18 protein-coding genes are annotated in these 16,385 nt (G+C 56.0%); 14 read left to right on the forward strand and 4 right to left on the reverse strand.

The window, feature by feature from the left end:
- Nucleotides 1-16 precede the first annotated feature (16 nt).
- The 4 genes from ACT2B1_RS19400 to ACT2B1_RS19415 all read left to right on the forward strand — a co-directional run bounded on the left by ACT2B1_RS19400 (nucleotide 17) and on the right by ACT2B1_RS19415 (nucleotide 3,276).
- Nucleotides 17-280: a hypothetical protein gene (locus ACT2B1_RS19400; protein WP_171124988.1), complete on the forward strand. Its 264-nt coding sequence runs from the start codon at nucleotides 17-19 to the stop codon at nucleotides 278-280.
- Nucleotides 231-2,009 (forward strand): hypothetical protein, encoded by a 1,779-nt coding sequence (locus ACT2B1_RS19405; RefSeq protein ID WP_481669191.1) that lies wholly within the window; start codon nucleotides 231-233, stop codon nucleotides 2,007-2,009. Before ACT2B1_RS19400 ends, ACT2B1_RS19405 begins: the two co-directional genes overlap by 50 nt.
- Nucleotides 2,010-2,013: 4 nt before the next feature.
- Entirely contained in the window at nucleotides 2,014-2,187 is a 174-nt protein-coding gene (locus ACT2B1_RS19410) for a hypothetical protein (RefSeq protein WP_481669192.1), read from the forward strand.
- A 75-nt stretch (nucleotides 2,188-2,262) separates the two neighbouring features.
- On the forward strand, nucleotides 2,263-3,276 hold the full coding sequence (locus ACT2B1_RS19415; protein ID WP_481669193.1) for a HupE/UreJ family protein: 1,014 nt from the start codon (nucleotides 2,263-2,265) through the stop codon (nucleotides 3,274-3,276).
- A gap of 2 nt (nucleotides 3,277-3,278) precedes the next feature.
- On the opposite strand, the gene ACT2B1_RS19420 is transcribed toward ACT2B1_RS19415, so the two are convergent.
- Nucleotides 3,279-4,127, reverse strand: coding sequence for a Rossmann-like and DUF2520 domain-containing protein (locus tag ACT2B1_RS19420; RefSeq protein WP_171124994.1), 849 nt, complete (start codon nucleotides 4,125-4,127; stop codon nucleotides 3,279-3,281).
- A gap of 210 nt (nucleotides 4,128-4,337) precedes the next feature.
- Here ACT2B1_RS19420 and paaA point away from each other — a divergent pair, with 210 nt between their 5' ends.
- Genes paaA through ACT2B1_RS19445 form a run of 5 tightly spaced genes read left to right on the forward strand, consistent with a single transcriptional unit; the run spans nucleotide 4,338 to nucleotide 7,941 of the window.
- Complete coding sequence (gene paaA, locus ACT2B1_RS19425; protein ID WP_171124996.1) at nucleotides 4,338-5,333, forward strand: 1,2-phenylacetyl-CoA epoxidase subunit PaaA; 996 nt, start codon at nucleotides 4,338-4,340, stop codon at nucleotides 5,331-5,333.
- 4 nt (nucleotides 5,334-5,337) lie between these two features.
- Nucleotides 5,338-5,628: a 1,2-phenylacetyl-CoA epoxidase subunit PaaB gene (gene paaB, locus ACT2B1_RS19430; RefSeq protein ID WP_171124998.1), complete on the forward strand. Its 291-nt coding sequence runs from the start codon at nucleotides 5,338-5,340 to the stop codon at nucleotides 5,626-5,628.
- Nucleotides 5,628-6,398, forward strand: coding sequence for a 1,2-phenylacetyl-CoA epoxidase subunit PaaC (gene paaC / locus ACT2B1_RS19435; protein ID WP_171134986.1), 771 nt, complete (start codon nucleotides 5,628-5,630; stop codon nucleotides 6,396-6,398). Before paaB ends, paaC begins: the two co-directional genes overlap by 1 nt.
- A 5-nt stretch (nucleotides 6,399-6,403) precedes the next feature.
- Nucleotides 6,404-6,862 (forward strand): 1,2-phenylacetyl-CoA epoxidase subunit PaaD, encoded by a 459-nt coding sequence (gene paaD, locus ACT2B1_RS19440; RefSeq protein WP_171125002.1) that lies wholly within the window; start codon nucleotides 6,404-6,406, stop codon nucleotides 6,860-6,862.
- Between the two features lie 11 nt (nucleotides 6,863-6,873).
- Entirely contained in the window at nucleotides 6,874-7,941 is a 1,068-nt protein-coding gene (locus ACT2B1_RS19445) for a ferredoxin--NADP reductase (RefSeq protein WP_171125004.1), read from the forward strand.
- Here ACT2B1_RS19445 and ACT2B1_RS19450 read toward each other — a convergent pair.
- The 3 genes from ACT2B1_RS19450 to paaI are packed head-to-tail and all read right to left on the reverse strand — an operon-like array spanning nucleotide 7,938 to nucleotide 10,299.
- Nucleotides 7,938-8,546, reverse strand: coding sequence for a TetR/AcrR family transcriptional regulator (locus ACT2B1_RS19450; RefSeq protein ID WP_481669194.1), 609 nt, complete (start codon nucleotides 8,544-8,546; stop codon nucleotides 7,938-7,940). The genes ACT2B1_RS19445 and ACT2B1_RS19450 overlap by 4 nt on opposite strands.
- Before the next feature lie 4 nt (nucleotides 8,547-8,550).
- Nucleotides 8,551-9,861: a phenylacetate--CoA ligase PaaK gene (gene paaK, locus ACT2B1_RS19455; RefSeq protein WP_171125008.1), complete on the reverse strand. Its 1,311-nt coding sequence runs from the start codon at nucleotides 9,859-9,861 to the stop codon at nucleotides 8,551-8,553.
- 12 nt (nucleotides 9,862-9,873) lie between these two features.
- Nucleotides 9,874-10,299, reverse strand: coding sequence for a hydroxyphenylacetyl-CoA thioesterase PaaI (gene paaI, locus ACT2B1_RS19460; protein ID WP_171125010.1), 426 nt, complete (start codon nucleotides 10,297-10,299; stop codon nucleotides 9,874-9,876).
- Between the two features lie 187 nt (nucleotides 10,300-10,486).
- Between paaI and paaZ the strand changes: the two genes are divergently transcribed.
- The 5 genes from paaZ (at nucleotide 10,487) to ACT2B1_RS19485 (ending at nucleotide 16,323) form a co-directional block, all read left to right on the forward strand.
- The gene (gene paaZ / locus ACT2B1_RS19465; protein ID WP_481669195.1) at nucleotides 10,487-12,532 is read left to right on the forward strand and encodes a phenylacetic acid degradation bifunctional protein PaaZ; all 2,046 of its coding nucleotides are present in this window, start codon (nucleotides 10,487-10,489) and stop codon (nucleotides 12,530-12,532) included.
- 81 nt (nucleotides 12,533-12,613) lie between these two features.
- Complete coding sequence (locus tag ACT2B1_RS19470; RefSeq protein ID WP_171239319.1) at nucleotides 12,614-13,351, forward strand: hypothetical protein; 738 nt, start codon at nucleotides 12,614-12,616, stop codon at nucleotides 13,349-13,351.
- 112 nt (nucleotides 13,352-13,463) lie between these two features.
- On the forward strand, nucleotides 13,464-14,477 hold the full coding sequence (locus tag ACT2B1_RS19475) for a TRAP transporter substrate-binding protein (protein ID WP_481669196.1): 1,014 nt from the start codon (nucleotides 13,464-13,466) through the stop codon (nucleotides 14,475-14,477).
- Nucleotides 14,474-14,980 carry a TRAP transporter small permease gene (locus tag ACT2B1_RS19480; RefSeq protein ID WP_171125018.1) on the forward strand — a complete coding sequence of 169 codons (507 nt, stop codon included), beginning with the start codon at nucleotides 14,474-14,476 and terminating at the stop codon, nucleotides 14,978-14,980. The genes ACT2B1_RS19475 and ACT2B1_RS19480 overlap by 4 nt, the downstream gene beginning before the upstream one ends.
- Nucleotides 14,981-14,985: 5 nt before the next feature.
- Nucleotides 14,986-16,323, forward strand: a complete 1,338-nt coding sequence (locus ACT2B1_RS19485; protein WP_481669197.1) for a TRAP transporter large permease — start codon at nucleotides 14,986-14,988, stop codon at nucleotides 16,321-16,323.
- Nucleotides 16,324-16,385 lie beyond the last annotated feature (62 nt).

The raw sequence follows: 16,385 nt of genomic DNA on the forward strand, positions 1-16,385 counted from the left end.
ACATTGGGCTGAACCGATGGTTGCCATTCGCCGCGTGTCAGACATAAATGAAAGGTGGAACTTCGCGGCCCGAGGTGAACTGATCAGTTTCGGCCTGAACGGGGATGATCAGCGATACCTCGTTCTGGCCGGGTTTGACTGGAAAAGTTGGGAGAACACATCACTGCGCTTTGGGTATCAGTTCTATGTCATCGACTTTTCGACAGATCAGCCTGACGGAGAGTTTGATTATGACGTCAGTAAAAACGGTCTTTATGCGGCTATCACTTTTCGTTTCTAAGACGCTCGCACGGTCGGTGAACTGGTGTTTTTGGGCATTGTTTTTGGCCTGCGTGTTGATCAGGCCCAAGGATAGTGCCGCAGACCTCGTATCCCCTTATGGCGGCGAGACCGCTCCCAATTTTGCAGAGCTGTTGGTCGAAGACGGCCGCGTTCGCGTCGCGCTGGAAATAGACCTTGGCGACTATCCGTTTTTTGTTGCGCCCGATGATGGAACAGGGCGCGCGTTGGCGGCCCGGACGGGGCGAACCTTTGGTGTGGCGGCAGATGGCAAAACTCTGACCCCAGTGGTCCGGTCGATAGATGTTCGCCGCAGAACACCCAGACTGACCGCCGCTAGCAAAGTGATAGCTCCGCGGCCCCGAAGCGAAGACGTTGTATTTGTTGAAATGGAATTCCAATTCCAAGGCCAGCCGACACAGATCACGTTTACGCCGCCACTAAATGAAAACGGCATTCCTTTAGCCTCAATTGGTATGGTCGCCGAACATCTCGGGGTGCCCGTAACCGATTACCGATACCTGTCCCGCCCGGAAACAATGCTGCCCAACTGGGAAGACCCCTGGTTTACCACGTTTGAAAACCCGAATCTGACGCGCCATCACAAGTCCCCTCTCATGTCGTTCCTGTCGATGGAGCCCCGGGAAGTTCGCCATGAAATAATCTTTCGGCTGAAGGACTTTGAAGCATGGGCAGACCTGAATTTGGGTCCGGCGGAACGCCTTTCACCGGATCAGGTGGCGCGGGTGAAGTCGGAAGCTGCATCCTTTTTTGAACAGCACAACCCCCTGTCAATCAACGGTACAAACGTATCGCCCCGCGACGTTCAGGTCTCGCGGATCGCGGTCGGTGCGGACGGGTTGCGCGTATTACCCGACGAGGCCGAGGCGCAACGGACAACCATGTTGATGGGCGCTGTATTGTCCTATCCAAACGCTACGCTGGCCGATCGCGTAGATATGACATGGCAACTTTTCCCCGACGGGACCGATATTATTCCGGTCACCCTAAGCGACCCTGCTGGGGCCGTACCCTCGCAAATCTACAAATCGGACCCGACCGTGGTTTGGAACAATCATCTGACGTCTTGGGAAAACCCCATAACGCAACCCGTTGTCGTAAAGTCCGCCGGTTTGGTCTCCCTCCCGATGCTTTCGATCGGGTTTGGCTTGGCGGCCCTCATTTGCGCGGGACTCGCACTGCGCACGAACACCAGTCGAAGAACCGTTTTTGCCGTGATGCTTGGAGCCTTCACGACAGCGGCGCTGCTGACCATTCCAATCCGCAATGCCCTGCCAATGATGACCGCCGCTGCACCGGATGAAGTAACCACTCACCAAGTTGTTCAGGGACTGCTTGGCAACCTGAGCGTCGCGATGCTGGAACCCGATATAAAAGGTGTGGAAGCGGCGTTAGAGCCGTTTGTCACACCCGACAATCGCGATCAAATTCGCGATGAGCTGCGTCGAGGCCTATCCGTAAGCCTACCCTCGGGGGCTTTGGCGAAGACCGACAAGATCGTCGATCTGCGGATTGAGGGGCTGTCGTCCGGCGAAGACAGAAACTCGCACCAGATTATCGCGAATTGGACAGCACGGGTCAGCGGCGGCCATTGGGGACATCTGCATCAGCAATCCGTGCTGTTTCGCGGTTTGATGAACGTGTCGCGACATGGCGACCAATGGCATCTGGATGGCTTGACCGTCCTGAACGCGCAGAAGCAAGGATGACATAATGCGATTTGCAATACGTTTTGCGGTACTGGTTTTATCATATCTGTCTGTCGCAGGTGGGGCCTGGGCGCATTTCAACCTGAACCAGAATGTTCGCATATTTCATATCGTCCGTAACGACAGCGGACTAAATGTGATGCTGCGCACGCCGATGGCTTATGTTCTGGCGGATTAAGTTGGGCCTGCCGGGACCGACGGCCTGCCCCGCCCTGCACCTTTCACAACCAATGAATTGCAAGACGGTGTTGTCATGCACTTGGTCGATGTTGAGGCGCTCAGGCGCGCGCCATTTGCCCTTGCGGATATTGTCCTCAACGAGCTTGTAATCGAGCAGGCCGATGGCAGGCTCCAAGGTCATATCGTCAATCTGAAAGTCTATCCCATCGGTCAAGAGCCGGGCTTTGCGACTAAAGCCGAGGCAACAGAAGCCTTGGCAGCGACTGCCATCAACATAGGCAGCGATCAGCAAGTTTACGTGGGTGATACCGTCGTTGATATATGGCTGACGTTCGGTGATGCGTCAGATGCCGCCTATGCGCTGTCGATGTTGTCCAACCCCGGTCTGGCGGGCCAGGACGAAACTGCCAACCTTATTCTGAATTATCACAACGGCGAAACGCAAACCTACCGCGCCAAGGGGTTGCTGGCCGAACCTATCGAAATCACTGGAACTGCATCCTCTGCCGCTGCGACTTTTGTCGTTGAAGGCGTCCGGCACATAATTGAGGGCATTGATCATGTTCTGTTTGTCCTGTGCATGGTGATCGGATCGCTGAACTTAAAGGCCCTGCTTGCGCGGGTGACAGGTTTCACGCTGGGCCACAGCGTGACTTTGATCATGGGGTTTTTCGGTCTGGCACCTTCAGCGCCTTGGTTCATTCCGGCCGTTGAAACGGCAATCGCCATGACCATCATACTCGCGGCCGCCGACGCCGTGTTTCAAAGATCGGGGGGCAAACACTCTTACCTTGTTGCGGCTGGCGTAACGGCTGGTGTCGGGCTTTTGCACGGGTTTGGGTTCTCGTTCATGCTGCGCGAAATTCTGAAGGTTGACGCGGACAATGTCTGGCAAAGCCTTCTGGCCTTTAATGTCGGCGTCGAGATCGGACAGTTGATGATCGTTCTGGTGACATGGCCGTTGGTCGTTATCCTCAGGCGAATGCCGACATCCGTTTGGATCGGGGCGCGGGCTTTCATTGCCGCCTCGATTTCGGTTGTTGCATTGATCTGGGTCGTCGAGCGCTTTTCCCTGCTGATCACATAAAATCAGTCCCCTGCTGAGCGTGTTTTTCCACCTTCGCTCAGGGACTTTGCCAACGCGCTCAGATCGCTGTAAATGCGCCCAGCCACAGGATGCCAGTCACCGACATCCCGGCCTTGTGTTTCAACCACAAAATTATCGCCCCTTGCCGCCGGACCTGTCAAAGCGGCCTTGGGTCCTTGCGCGCAAACATTATCGCACGTCCCACGAAGCAGCGTTTCGTTCAACTGTTGGGCGACGTCATCCGGAACACCGGCTGCGTCCCATGCTTCACGTGCAATAGCTTGCAAAACGACCGTGAAGTTGTTCGAAATGACCGCCGCTGCGTGGTACAGGCTTTTGCCTTCTGACTTAATTGGAAAGCACTTGGCACCAAGCGCTTCGAACATAGTTGTGGCCACTTCCGTCGCTTCTGGATCACCTTCAACACCGCAAAGCACCCCATTGAACTGACGCGCGGCGGTCAGAGGATCGGCAAAAGACAGAACCGGGTGAACACTGGCCAGCCGCCAGTTCAAGGATCGCAGTGGTGCCATCTGATCGGCAGGAAAGAATCCGCTACAATGCAAGGCCACCGAAGGCGTCGGGCTGGCTGAATAAGCCTCGGCAATCTGCTCGGCAACGCGATGAATCTGAGTATCCGGTACGGTCAGCATCCAAACATCCGCCGGACGCAACTCAGCAAAATTATCAACGGCCCTGCCCTGACCGATCAGCTCAACAAAATCCTGCGCAGATTGCATACGCGCATTCAAAACATCCTGAAGAATATAGCCGTCTTTGCCCTGCAGAAGCCGAGCAATCGTTTGACCCACCCGCCCGGCACCAATGATATTCACCGTTGAACTGTGCATGCCGGTCACCTCCTGTTCTGGTCGGATACTTTATTGATTAGGCGTGGAAATATCTCAAGCAAACCCGCGGAGAATTTAATGTTACAAAAACATTGTAACTTTAGTATTTCCGTAACATAATAAAGTCAACAAGACCCAATTCTGATCCAAAAACAGGATCAGACGCGGCCTCCGCATATGCGGGTTTTTGCGTTTGAGGAGGACGCAAGCATGTATGCACAGATGGTCAAGTCCACCGGAAAGGGTGTTCAATCACGGGACGACATGAGCCCCGAGGACAAAGCCTTTCAGGATCGTATCGACCGGGGGGAAAAGATTGAGCCAAAGGACTATATGCCCGAGGCCTATCGCAAGACGCTGATCCGGCAGATCGGTCAGCACGCCCATTCCGAAATCGTCGGCCAACTGCCCGAGGGCAATTGGATCACCCGCGCACCCACGCTTGAACGTAAGGCCAATCTGCTGGCCAAAGTACAGGATGAGGCGGGACACGGGCTTTACCTGTATTGTGCGGCTGAAACGCTTGGCGTCAGCCGGGATGAGCTGGTGGAAATGCTTCATTCCGAGCGGATGAAGTATTCGTCCATCTTCAACTACCCCACCCTTACTTGGGCGGATATGGGTGCGGTCGGTTGGCTGGTCGATGGGGCTGCAATCATGAATCAGGTGCCGCTGCAGCGTACGTCCTATGGGCCATATGCGCGCGCAATGGTTCGCATCTGCAAGGAAGAGAGCTTTCACCAGCGTCAAGGCTATCACATCATGATAAAAATGGCGAAAGAAGGCACCGCTGATCAAAAACGCATGGCACAGGATGCGTTGAACCGGTTCTGGTATCCTGCGTTGATGATGTTCGGTCCGTCGGACAAGGACAGCGTGCATTCCGCGCAATCGATGGCCTGGAAAATCAAGATCAACACCAACGACGAGTTACGCCAGAAATTCGTCGATGAAACCGTTCCGCAGGCCGATTTTCTGGGCCTGACGATCCCCGATGAAAACCTGCGCTGGATAGACGAGACCGGCCATTACGAGTTCAGCGAACCAGACTGGTCGGAATTCTTCGAAGTGATATCCGGCAATGGCCCCTGCAACGCCGAGCGTCTGAACACACGTCGCAAGGCGTGGGATGATGGCGCGTGGGTGCGCGAGGCAATGCTTGCCCATGCGCGCAAATCCCAGAAACGCTCTCAAGCTGCGGAGTAACCCAATGACACATGAAAACGAATGGCCCCTGTGGGAGGTCTTTATCCGCGGACAGCACGGCATGAGCCACCGCCATGTCGGATCGTTGCACGCCGCAGATGCCGAGCATGCAATTCGCAACGCGCGCGACGTTTACACGCGCCGCAACGAAGGCGTCAGCATCTGGGTTATCGAAGCCGAAAAGATCACAGCCTCCAACCCCTCGGACAAAGGACCGTTATTCGATCCGGCCCGTGACAAGGTCTATCGGCACCCGACATTCTACGACATCCCGGAAGAAGTTGGGAAAATGTGATGACAGTCTCTGCTGCTGAAAGCCCTCTGTTCGAGTTCCTTCTCAGGCAGGGGGACAATGCCCTGGTGCTGGGTCATCGTACTTCGGAATGGTGCGGGGTCGCTCCGGTATTAGAAGAAGATATCGCGCTGGCGAACATGGCTCTGGATTTGATCGGCCAGACCCAGTTGTGGCTGGGATATGCCGGTGAGGTCGAAGGTGCCGGGCGAACCGCCGATGATCTGGCCTTTCTGCGCGAAGTTTACGATTATCGAAACCTTCTGATGCTGGAGGTGCCGAATGGCGACTTTGGGAGGACGCAAATGCGCCAGTTCCTGTTTGATGCCTTTCAGGTACCGTGGCTGACACGCTTACAGGACTCGAAAAACACGCGCGTGGCCGAGATCGCAGCCAAGTGCTTGAAAGAGGCGCTATATCACCTCGACCGATCCTCTCACACGGTGATTGCTTTGGGGGATGGGACAGAAGAAAGCAACCGCCGCATGACGGACGCGCTGACGTTCCTTTGGCCTTATAGCGGAGAGGTTTTCAAGGACGATGCCACCGATAACGCCATGGCCGAAGCGGGGGTCGCGCCGTTGCCCTCGGATCTACACTCCGTCTGGCTGGAAACGGTTGAACGCGTGTTGACTGAAGCTTGCCTGACATTGCCCGAGGGAGCATTTGCCCAATCAGGTGGGCGCACCGGGTTTCGGCACACCGAGCATCTGGGACACATGCTGGCGGTTATGCAAACCCTCCAACGCTCTTACCCCGGAGCGACTTGGTAGCCGCAATGCCTGTGACCGAAGCACAGATTTGGGACTGGCTCGAAGGCGTCCCCGACCCCGAAATCCCGGTGATCTCGGTGGTCGATCTTGGGGTGATCCGGGATGTTTCCGTGTCCGGCGACGCAGTGACGGTGACCGTTACACCCACTTATTCCGGCTGCCCTGCGATGGCGGTGATATCAATGGACATAGAAACGGCTCTGGCCACAAACGGGATTGAAAACCTGCAGATCCAAACCCGTATTGCGCCACCCTGGACGACCGACTGGCTATCGGAAAAAGCCCGCACCCGGTTAGAGGAGTTCGGCATTGCTCCGCCGCAACCCGCGGGCGGTCCAACGCGGTGCCCGCACTGCAAATCCGACAGGCTTGAAAAGATCAGCCAATTCGGTTCGACCCCCTGCAAAGCGCAATGGCGCTGCCAGGACTGTCTGGAACCCTTCGACTATTTCAAATGTATCTGAGGTCTTGAGTTATGGCGACGTTTCACCCCCTGACCGTGACGGACATCCAAAAAACGATCCGCGACGCAGTTATTGTGACCCTGAAACCCGAAAGCCCGGACAGATTTACCTTTGCACCGGGCCAATACCTGACGTTCAAACGAGACTTTGACGGTGAGGAATTGCGGCGCTCCTACTCTATCTGCGCGGCACCACATGAAGGTGTTTTGCAGGTTGGGATCAAAAGCGTTGATGGCGGCGCGTTTTCCAACTGGGCCAACACAGAACTGCAAGTGGGCGATGTTATGACCGCCATGCCGCCCATGGGTAATTTTCACGCGGCGGTGGATACCGATGCCCCGCACTATCTGGGATTTGCGGGGGGATCGGGCATCACACCGGTATTGTCGATCCTGAAAACCGCCCTGTCCGAAGACCCCTCTGCCCGGTTTACACTTGTCTACGCGAACCGAACCCCAAACACGATCATGTTCCGGGAAGAGCTAGAGGACCTGAAAAACCGGTACCTGCACCGATTGAACATCGTTCACATACTTGAAGATGACAGTCAGGAGATTGACCTGTTCCGGGGGAGGGTCGACGGTGAAAAATGCGCGGCTCTGTTTCGGCATTGGATCGACATAGGCTCTGTCTCGATGGCGTATATCTGCGGGCCGGAGCCTATGATGCTGGCGATTTCGCAATCGCTCAAGGATCACGGTTTGACAAAGGATCAGATCCGGTTCGAGTTGTTCGCCTCTTCCCAACCGGGCCGAGCCAAAACCCGCCCAACCTCAAAAGCCATTGACGATGCAGGCATCAAGGGGCGGGTTACACTGGGCGGCGTGAGCCGCAGCCTGACCATTCCAAAGGATACCAGCCTGTTGGAAGCCGCGCTTGCTGAGAACCTTGACGCGCCTCACGCCTGCAAAGCAGGAGTGTGTTCCACGTGCAAAGCACGGGTTGTAGAAGGCGAAGTCGAAATGGTGGCAAACCACGCACTGGAAGATTACGAAGTGGAAGCTGGTTTTGTTCTGACCTGTCAGTGTTTCCCAGTCTCAGACAAAGTGATGTGGGATTACGATGAGGCAGGCCACTAACTGTCGGCCTGAACCCCGGGCAGACCTGCAACAGTAAATTGCGTGATAGTTCTTGCATAACCTTCGCGATCTGATCGCGTCGCCTTTGGGTGCCACATGTAATACCAATTCAACATGCCAAAAACCGACATCGTCAATTCGCGCAACAACCTGGGCTGCGAACTCAACTTGCCGCCGCTCACCGCATCCAGAATACCACTCATCTGAGTGACCATATCCTTTTGATAGGCTTTCAGCACCGTCTGCATGGCGTCGGGCAGCAGTGAGACCCCTTCGCTCTGAATGTTGTGTTCAAAATCCATCCCTTCATAAGCCAGAAGGTATTCTCGCAAGACCAGATGCAACTGTTCTTCGGGCGGTTTGCCTTCCAATTCGACCGAAGAGACCCGGTCGTTCAACTCGGAAAGATAGGAATCCAGTATATCGAACAGCAACGCCTCTTTACTGTCATAGTAGTGATAGATGTTGGCTTTCGATATGCCCGCGCTTTTCGCCACCTGGTTCATCGAGGCACGTGCAATCCCTTCGCGGGCAAAAACACTGGCCGCAACCGAAAGGATGCTCTGCCGTTTTTTATCGTGGTCTTTTGCGATCGTGCGCGCCACGGGCTCACTCCTTTGGTCTGTTGTCGATAACACGTCGGGCCTTGCCCTGACTGCGTTCGACAGTGCCGGGCACACCGACACTTACTGTGGTTCCGATCCCTATCGTATCTTTGATCTTCTTAGACAAGGCCCCGGCCGCGGCATCCCGTGCTGCATCAGCTGCCGCATCAGGCGCGGCTTCGACATGTACGGTCATCGCGTCCATCCGGCCCGAGCGAGTCAGTTCAATCTGGAAATACGGCGCGAGTTCGGGGGTCGCCAGAACTAGTTCTTCGATTTGGGTCGGAAAGACATTCACGCCGCGCATGATGATCATGTCATCAGAACGTCCGGTAATCTTCTCCATCCGCCGCATCGACCGCGCCGTTCCGGGCAACAGACGTGTCAGGTCGCGCGTGCGGTATCGTACCATCGGCAGCCCTTCTTTGGTTAGCGTTGTAAAGACCAACTCTCCGATCTCACCGTCTGGCAAGACCTCGCCGGTCTCGGGGTCGATGACCTCGGGGTAGAAATGATCCTCCCAGATGTGTAGGCCGTCCTTGGTCTCGACGCATTCATTGGCCACACCGGGACCCATGATTTCCGACAGGCCATAGATATCAACCGCATGCATGTCAAACGCGGCCTCGACCTCGGCTCGCATCGCGTTGGTCCAGGGTTCGGCACCAAAAATACCAACTTCCAGCGAACTGTCCCGCGGGTCTATTCCGGCGGCATGAAACTGTTCAAGGATGTTGAGCATATAGGACGGGGTCACCATGATCGTACTGGGTTTAAAATCCTGTATCAGCATCACCTGCCGTTCTGTCATTCCGCCCGAAACAGGTACGACCGTGCAATTCAATTCCTCAGCCCCGTAATGAGCGCCAAGCCCGCCGGTGAACAGGCCATAGCCATAAGCAATATGGACGATGTCACCGGGCTTGGTTCCGCTGGCCCTCATCGACCGTGCGACCAGCTTTGCCCAGTTGTCGATATCCCCGCGCGTATACCCGACAACTGTCGGTTTGCCCGTTGTCCCTGATGATGCGTGCACACGCACGATCTGTTCACGCGGGACAGCAAAAAGGCCAAAGGGGTAGTTAGCCCGCAGGTCATCCTTGTAGGTGAATGGGAACTTCGACAGGTCCGCCAGCGATTTCAAATCATCCGGGTGCACCCCTGCGGCATCAAACCTTTGCCGATAAAAGGGGACGTTTTCATATGCGTGCTTTAACGACCATTGCAGCCGTTGCAGTTGCAAGGCGCGAATTTCGTCTGTGGATGCTATTTCGATCGGGTCGAGCCTGTCTCGGGCTGGCGTCAGGTCTTTCATGCTCCTCCTCCCCTATTCCTCGAAAAGCTGGCCCGGAATGGCGCGGGAGCAGCCTCGAAATTCTGCGATCACTGTGTTTTTCTGGTTGGTGACGGTGACGTCATAAATGCCGTTTCGCCCGGTCAAGCTGACTTCGCGCGCCTCGGCGAAAAGCCGGTCACCCAATCGGCCCGGCGCAATGTATGAGATAGTGTTGTGTTGCGCGACGGTGGACTGATTTCTGCTGTTGCAAGCAAACGCAAAGGCGCTATCGGCCAGCATGAAGATCACACCGCCATGGCAGATACCATGTCCGTTGATATGGTGTTTCTCGATCATCATGGACAGTGTCGCCCTGCCCTCATCCACGTCGTCAATGCGCATGCCAACCCAAGGGCTAGCGTTGTCCTCGCGCCACATGGCTTGCGCCGCACGTTCTGCGCGCTCTTTAGGCGTCATGCTTGCGGCCTTTGGAATTTAACAAACAAACGACCAATTTGCCCTTTACCCGGCCCGTGCTTCCCACCGTCATGGACACCACATTCTCCTTGATCTTCCTCCGCCCTGTACTTAAACATTTCATAAACCGACCGGTAGGTCAATTAATGAGTTGAGTCACACCGAACCCAGACGCAAGGACCGCCTCATGACTGTACAAAATGTTGAAAGCTACATCGCCGGACAGTGGATCGGATGCGACAGTTCAGCCCGCGAAATCCACTCGGCCGTAACCGGTGAGTTGATTGGAAGGGCCGGGAACACTGCGCTGGACATTGGGGCCATGTTGGACTTCGCGCGCTCAAAGGGCGGGCCTGCCCTGCGCGGGATGACGTTCCATGATCGTGCGCGCATGCTCAAGGCGTTGGCGGCGCACTTGGGACAGCACAAACAAGCCCTTTATGACATTTCATTCGCGACGGGCGCGACGCAGAAAGATCACCTGATCGACATTGACGGCGGTATCGGCACATTGATGGTCTATGCCAGCAAAGGTCGCCGTGAAATGCCGGACGACACCATCTATTTGGATGGTGAGGTCGAACGGCTGTCCCGGCACGGCACCTTTCTGGGGCAGCATATCTGTACCTCGCTGACCGGAGCGGCCGTTCACATCAATGCCTTCAATTTTCCTGTTTGGGGTATGCTGGAAAAGCTGGCCCCAACGCTTTTGGCTGGGGTTCCCGCAATCATAAAACCGGCGACGGCGACCTGCTATGTTGCCGAACGCTGCGTGAGGATCATGCTGGCTAGCGGCCTGCTGCCAGAAGGCGCCATTCAGTTGATTTCCGGCGGGCTCGGAGACCTGTTGGATCATTTGGGCGGGCAAGACGCCGTCAGCTTCACCGGTTCGGCTGCAACCGCAAAAACGCTTCGCGGCGCATCATGTTTTCAAGGAAATGCAACGCGGTTCATTGCCGAACAAGACAGCCTCAACGCGTCGATCCTCGGCCCGGATGCCGTGGCAGGCACGCCCGAATTTGATCTGTTCATCAAAGAAGCCACCCGCGAAATGACCACCAAGGCAGGCCAGAAATGCACCGCCATTCGCCGCATCATGGCTCCGGCTTCTCAGGTCGTGGCAGTTATTGACGCCCTAAGCAGACGGCTTGGATCGGTCGTCATTGGGGACCCTGCGGCTGAAGAAACACAAATGGGTGCCCTCGTGTCCCAGGCCCAAAGACAGGATGTTCTGGAAAAAGCCGCCCTAATCGGGCAAGAGGCGGACCGCGTTTTCGGAAACCCCGATGGCTTCGTGGTGCATGGAGCGGATCGAGACAAAGGTGCATTTGTCCCGCCGATGCTGTTTCATTGCGCGTCGCCGGACACAGCCAACCTGCTGCATTCGGTCGAGGCGTTCGGCCCCGTTTCAACCGTCATGCCCTATCGCGATCTGGAACACGCGGTCCAGACAGCCAATCGCGGTGGAGGAAGCCTCGTGGCATCGGTTATCACGAACGATCTCGATGTCGCCAGAACTGTCGCCTTGGGTGCTGGGCCGTTCCACGGGCGACTTTATTTCAACAACCGGACCTCGATGAAAGAAAGCACAGGCCATGGGTCACCCCTGCCGCATATGGTGCATGGCGGGCCCGGTCGCGCGGGCGGCGGCGAAGAGATGGGCGGTATTCGCGGCGTGATGCACTACATGCAACGCACCGCCATTCAGGGCAGCCCCGACATCCTGACGGCCATTGGGCGTAAATGGGTGCCGGGTGCAAACGAAATAACCAGTCACGACCATCCGTTCACCCGCACATTCGACGCGCTTGAAATCGGGGAAACCCTGCACACCGCGGAACGTGAAATTACGCTGGACGACATCGAGAACTTTGCCCATTTCACCGGCGACACGTTTTATGCCCACATGGATGATGCAGCGGCCAAGCGGAACCCATTCTTTCCGGGCCGTGTTGCGCACGGTTATCTGCTGCTGAGCTTCGCCGCCGGTCTGTTCGTTCAACCGGACGAGGGACCAGTTTTGGCCAATACAGGGCTGGATAACTTGCGGTTCCTCAAGCCAATTCAGGCGGGAGACAGCATTCGCGTTCGTCTGACCGTGATGCAAAAGTCGCCGCGAAATCAGGACTATGGTGAGGTCCGGTGGAAAGTCACCCTTCTTAACCGCGACGGTGATCTTGCGACCGAATACGAGTTGCTGACCATGAACGCCTATCATCGCGATGAACCTTAGGGTTTTCTCATAGCCACATGGCGCGATGGCGTGATAACTAAGGGGTCAACTTCCATTTAAGCGCTTTGGAAAGACCCGATTTTGACTGCCGCCGACTCCCTGATTGATGACCTGTGCAACCTTGAGCCGATCAAGACATGGTCGTTGATTGTCACGCTGTTTGGCGACCTCAGCGACCACCACATCACGGGCAAGGAGCTAGGCCTGCTGATGGGACATGTCGGCGTAAGAACCGAGGCCATACGGGTCGCGCTGCACCGGCTCAGGAAAGACGGTTGGATTGTGTCGACAAAATCAGGGCGCGAAGTGACCTATAGCCTTTCGGATGTTGGTCTGGCCGAGACACGCGCCGCCTACGAAGATGTTTACAGGCAGGACGTAAAATACCCGCAAGGATGGCAGTTGCTTTTGACCAAAAGTGATTATGCCGCCCCAGGCCCGGCAATTCGCATTGAAAGATCATTGCTGCTGGTGCCTGTCGAAGCTGTTCTAAGCGACGGTGCGGCGCTTGGACTGCAGGCAGATACGGACCATATACCAGACTGGTTTTCAGATCGGATTGTTCCCTCTCAAACTTTGGTTCTGGCGCAAAAGCTTTGTGAAATTGCCGAGCGTCCAGGCATCAGCGATCTGCCACCCCTTTCCTTGGCTGCAGTCCGGCTGCTGCTGCTGCATTACTGGCGCAAAATAGCTTTGCGCAATTCCAGTTGGGCTCATATTTCGATGATCCCGCAAGGACCACTTGCACGGTGCCATCATCGCGTGACCCAGGTGATGGCTGATCTGCCCAGACTGGATCCCGCTGCATTCGCCAATTGACACGACGGCGATTATTTTTCGGAAAATCCGCGCGCCAGTATAGTTGACCGACCGGTTGGTTTATGAAACTGTAGTCCAAAGCTGCACGCAGCTTTTGTTATGGGAGGATAACATGAAACAGACGCTTGCTGCCTTTGGGCTGGGGATTTCCGCATTGCTGGCAGGAACTGCTGCCTGGGCAGAAAAAACAATGGTGGTTTCCTCGTGGTTGCCACCCAGTCACATCGTGAACGAGATCATCTGGCCAGAGTTCATTTCACGCATCGAAGAAGCAACCGATGGTCGTGTAACCGGTGCCATCGAGTATAATCTGGCCTCACCCCCGGCGCAGGCCGACCTGATCGAAGACGGTGGCGCGGATGCGGCCTGGATTTTCCACGGGTATAACCCCGGCCGCTTTGTCACCACCAAACTGATCGAAATTCCGGGTCTTGAAGGTGACTCTGCCGCTGCGTCCGCGGCCCATTGGCGTGCGCACGAGCAATATCTGGCCGCGGCAAATGAACATGACGGCGTTGTTCCGGTTGCCATGATGGTCCATGCCCCGGGTATGTTGCACCTGTCCAAGGAAGTCAGCTCGCTTGACGATGTCGCGGGCCTCAAGATCCGTTCGGGCGGTGGCGTCATGGGGGATGTCCTCAAAGGTCTGAATATGGCGGGCGTTCAGGTTGCCGCGCCTAAGGTATATGAAACGGTTTCAAACGGTGTTGCAGACGGAACATTCTTTCCGGGTGACACGATTGCCATTCTACGCCTGACCGAAGTTCTACCCTACACCTATCGCGTACCGGGTGGATTCTATCGCGGCTCCTTCTCGATCATCATGAGTGAAGAGTTCCTTGAGTTTGTCGGCGAAGAGGATGCCGCAGCTATCCGCGCGGCATTGGGCGAGGATTTCTCGGCCTTCGCGGGCAAGGCCTGGGACGTCGGCAACCAAAGGGGTCTGGATGCGCAGGCTGCTTCAGGGCAGATCATTGACCTTGAAGGTGATGCAGCCGCCCCATTTGAGACACTAGTGCCGCAGATACAGGCATCAGTGCTTGAGGAAGTCTCAGGCAAAGGCGTCGACTCAGAAGCCGCGATGCAACTGATCCGGGACACCATGTCCGAATACAGCGCGAAATGAGCGCACAATCGAATCTAAAACGGGCAAGCCACTGGTTTGCCCGCTTATGTCTATTGGGCAGCGGCCTTTGCCTTATGCTCGTTATGGGCCTGACAGTTGTCGAGGTTATTGGTCGCTATGTCTTCAACGCACCGATTTTCGGGCGTCAGGATCTGGCGCAAATCCTACTGGCATTGTCTATCTTCTTCGCGTTTCCCGTGGTCACCCTTCGACGTGAACAGATTGACGTCGACCTGCTTGACCACCTCTTCACACGACGCGCTGCATTTTGGCGAAACCGTTGTATCGACGCGCTTACATCGCTTTGCTTGCTGACAATGGCAGTGTGGCTGTTCGCGCGCGCGGACAAGGCGCTTGAGCGCGGCGTAACCAGCGAGTTGCTGTTCATCCCAAAATACCCGCTCATTTATTTCATCGCACTCGTCGTGAGCTTGACCGGTGTGTTGTTGGCGGTCAGTGCCATTCTCAAAATCATACAGCCGACCGATCCTGAAGGACTCTGACCAAGATGGAAGTCTCACTGATTGCTTTTGCGCTGGTCATCTTCCTTGTGTTGCTGCGCGTTCCGATCGGCATCGCAATGGGATTTATCGGGGCTGTCGGGTTCGTTTATCTGAGGGACGGGCGCTGGTCCGCAGGGTTGGGCCCGGCAGCAGATTCGATACTGGACGTAACGCAGAACGACGCGCTGTCGGTGATACCGTTGTTTATCTTCATGGGAATGATCGTCGCACAAAGCGGCATGGCGCTGGAATTATACCGCGCCGCCTACACGTTGGTCGGGCGGTTACCGGGCGGTTTGGCGATGTCGACGATTTTGGCCTGCGGTGGCTTTTCTGCTGTATCAGGCTCGTCGCTGGCCACAGCCGCAACCATGTCCAAGGTGGCCCTGCCACCGATGCGAAAGTTTGGCTATCACGATAGTCTGTCCACCGCGTCCGTCGCCGCGGGCGGTACATTGGGCATACTTATCCCACCCAGCATCATCCTGATCATCTACGGGTTTTTGACCGGTCAATCCATCGGGAAACTGTTTTTGGCAGGCATTTTGCCGGGCCTTCTGGGCATACTACTGTATCTGGGCGCCGTCGCCTTCGTCGTCTGGCGCAAGCCCGAGTACGGTCCCGCCGGAGAAAAAAGCTCGTGGACCGAAACACGGCAGGCTTTGCTGCGCGTCCTTCCGATCCTTGCGCTGTTCACGCTGATCATTGGCGGACTATACGGCCGCGTCTTCACCGCAGACGAGGCGGCGGGCGTCGGTGCATTTGGCGCGATCGTCATTTCGGTCCTAATCGGCCGGTTCACGTTCAAGGGGTTGATCGAAGCACTGGTTCAGACGGTAAAAACATCTGTTGGATTGTTCGTCCTTCTGATCGGCGCGGATATCTTCAACCGTTTGATTACACGCGCAAGATTACCGGATGACCTGCTGGCGCTGGTTCAGGGGGCCGGGCTGGAGCCATTCACAATTCTGCTGATCATAATTTTGATCTACATCGTTCTGGGCGCCGTGTTTGAAAGCTTGTCCATGATCACACTGACCGTGCCGGTCTTCGCTCCTTTGATCGCATCCTTGGGGTTTTTCGAAGGCGATGTCACCGGAGAAACCGCCCTGATCTGGTTCGGGATCATCGTCGTGGTGGTGACGGAAATCTCGCTTATCACACCACCCATCGGCCTGAACGTGTTTGTCCTGAGGTCCGTGGTACAAGACGTATCAACCGCAACAATCTTCCGAGGTGTGACGCCATTCTGGGCTGCCGATATCGTAAGGTTGGCCCTTCTGGTGGCCCTTCCTGCCTTGTCGCTGTTCCTGCCCTTAGGCGTTTTCGGGTTCGGACCATAGCTTGTTTGCCCGAACCCTCAACCCCGGCACTGCGCTGTTACGTTCCCGACAGTGCTACGTTG

The sequence above is a fragment of the Ruegeria sp. S263 genome (assembly GCF_056780525.1).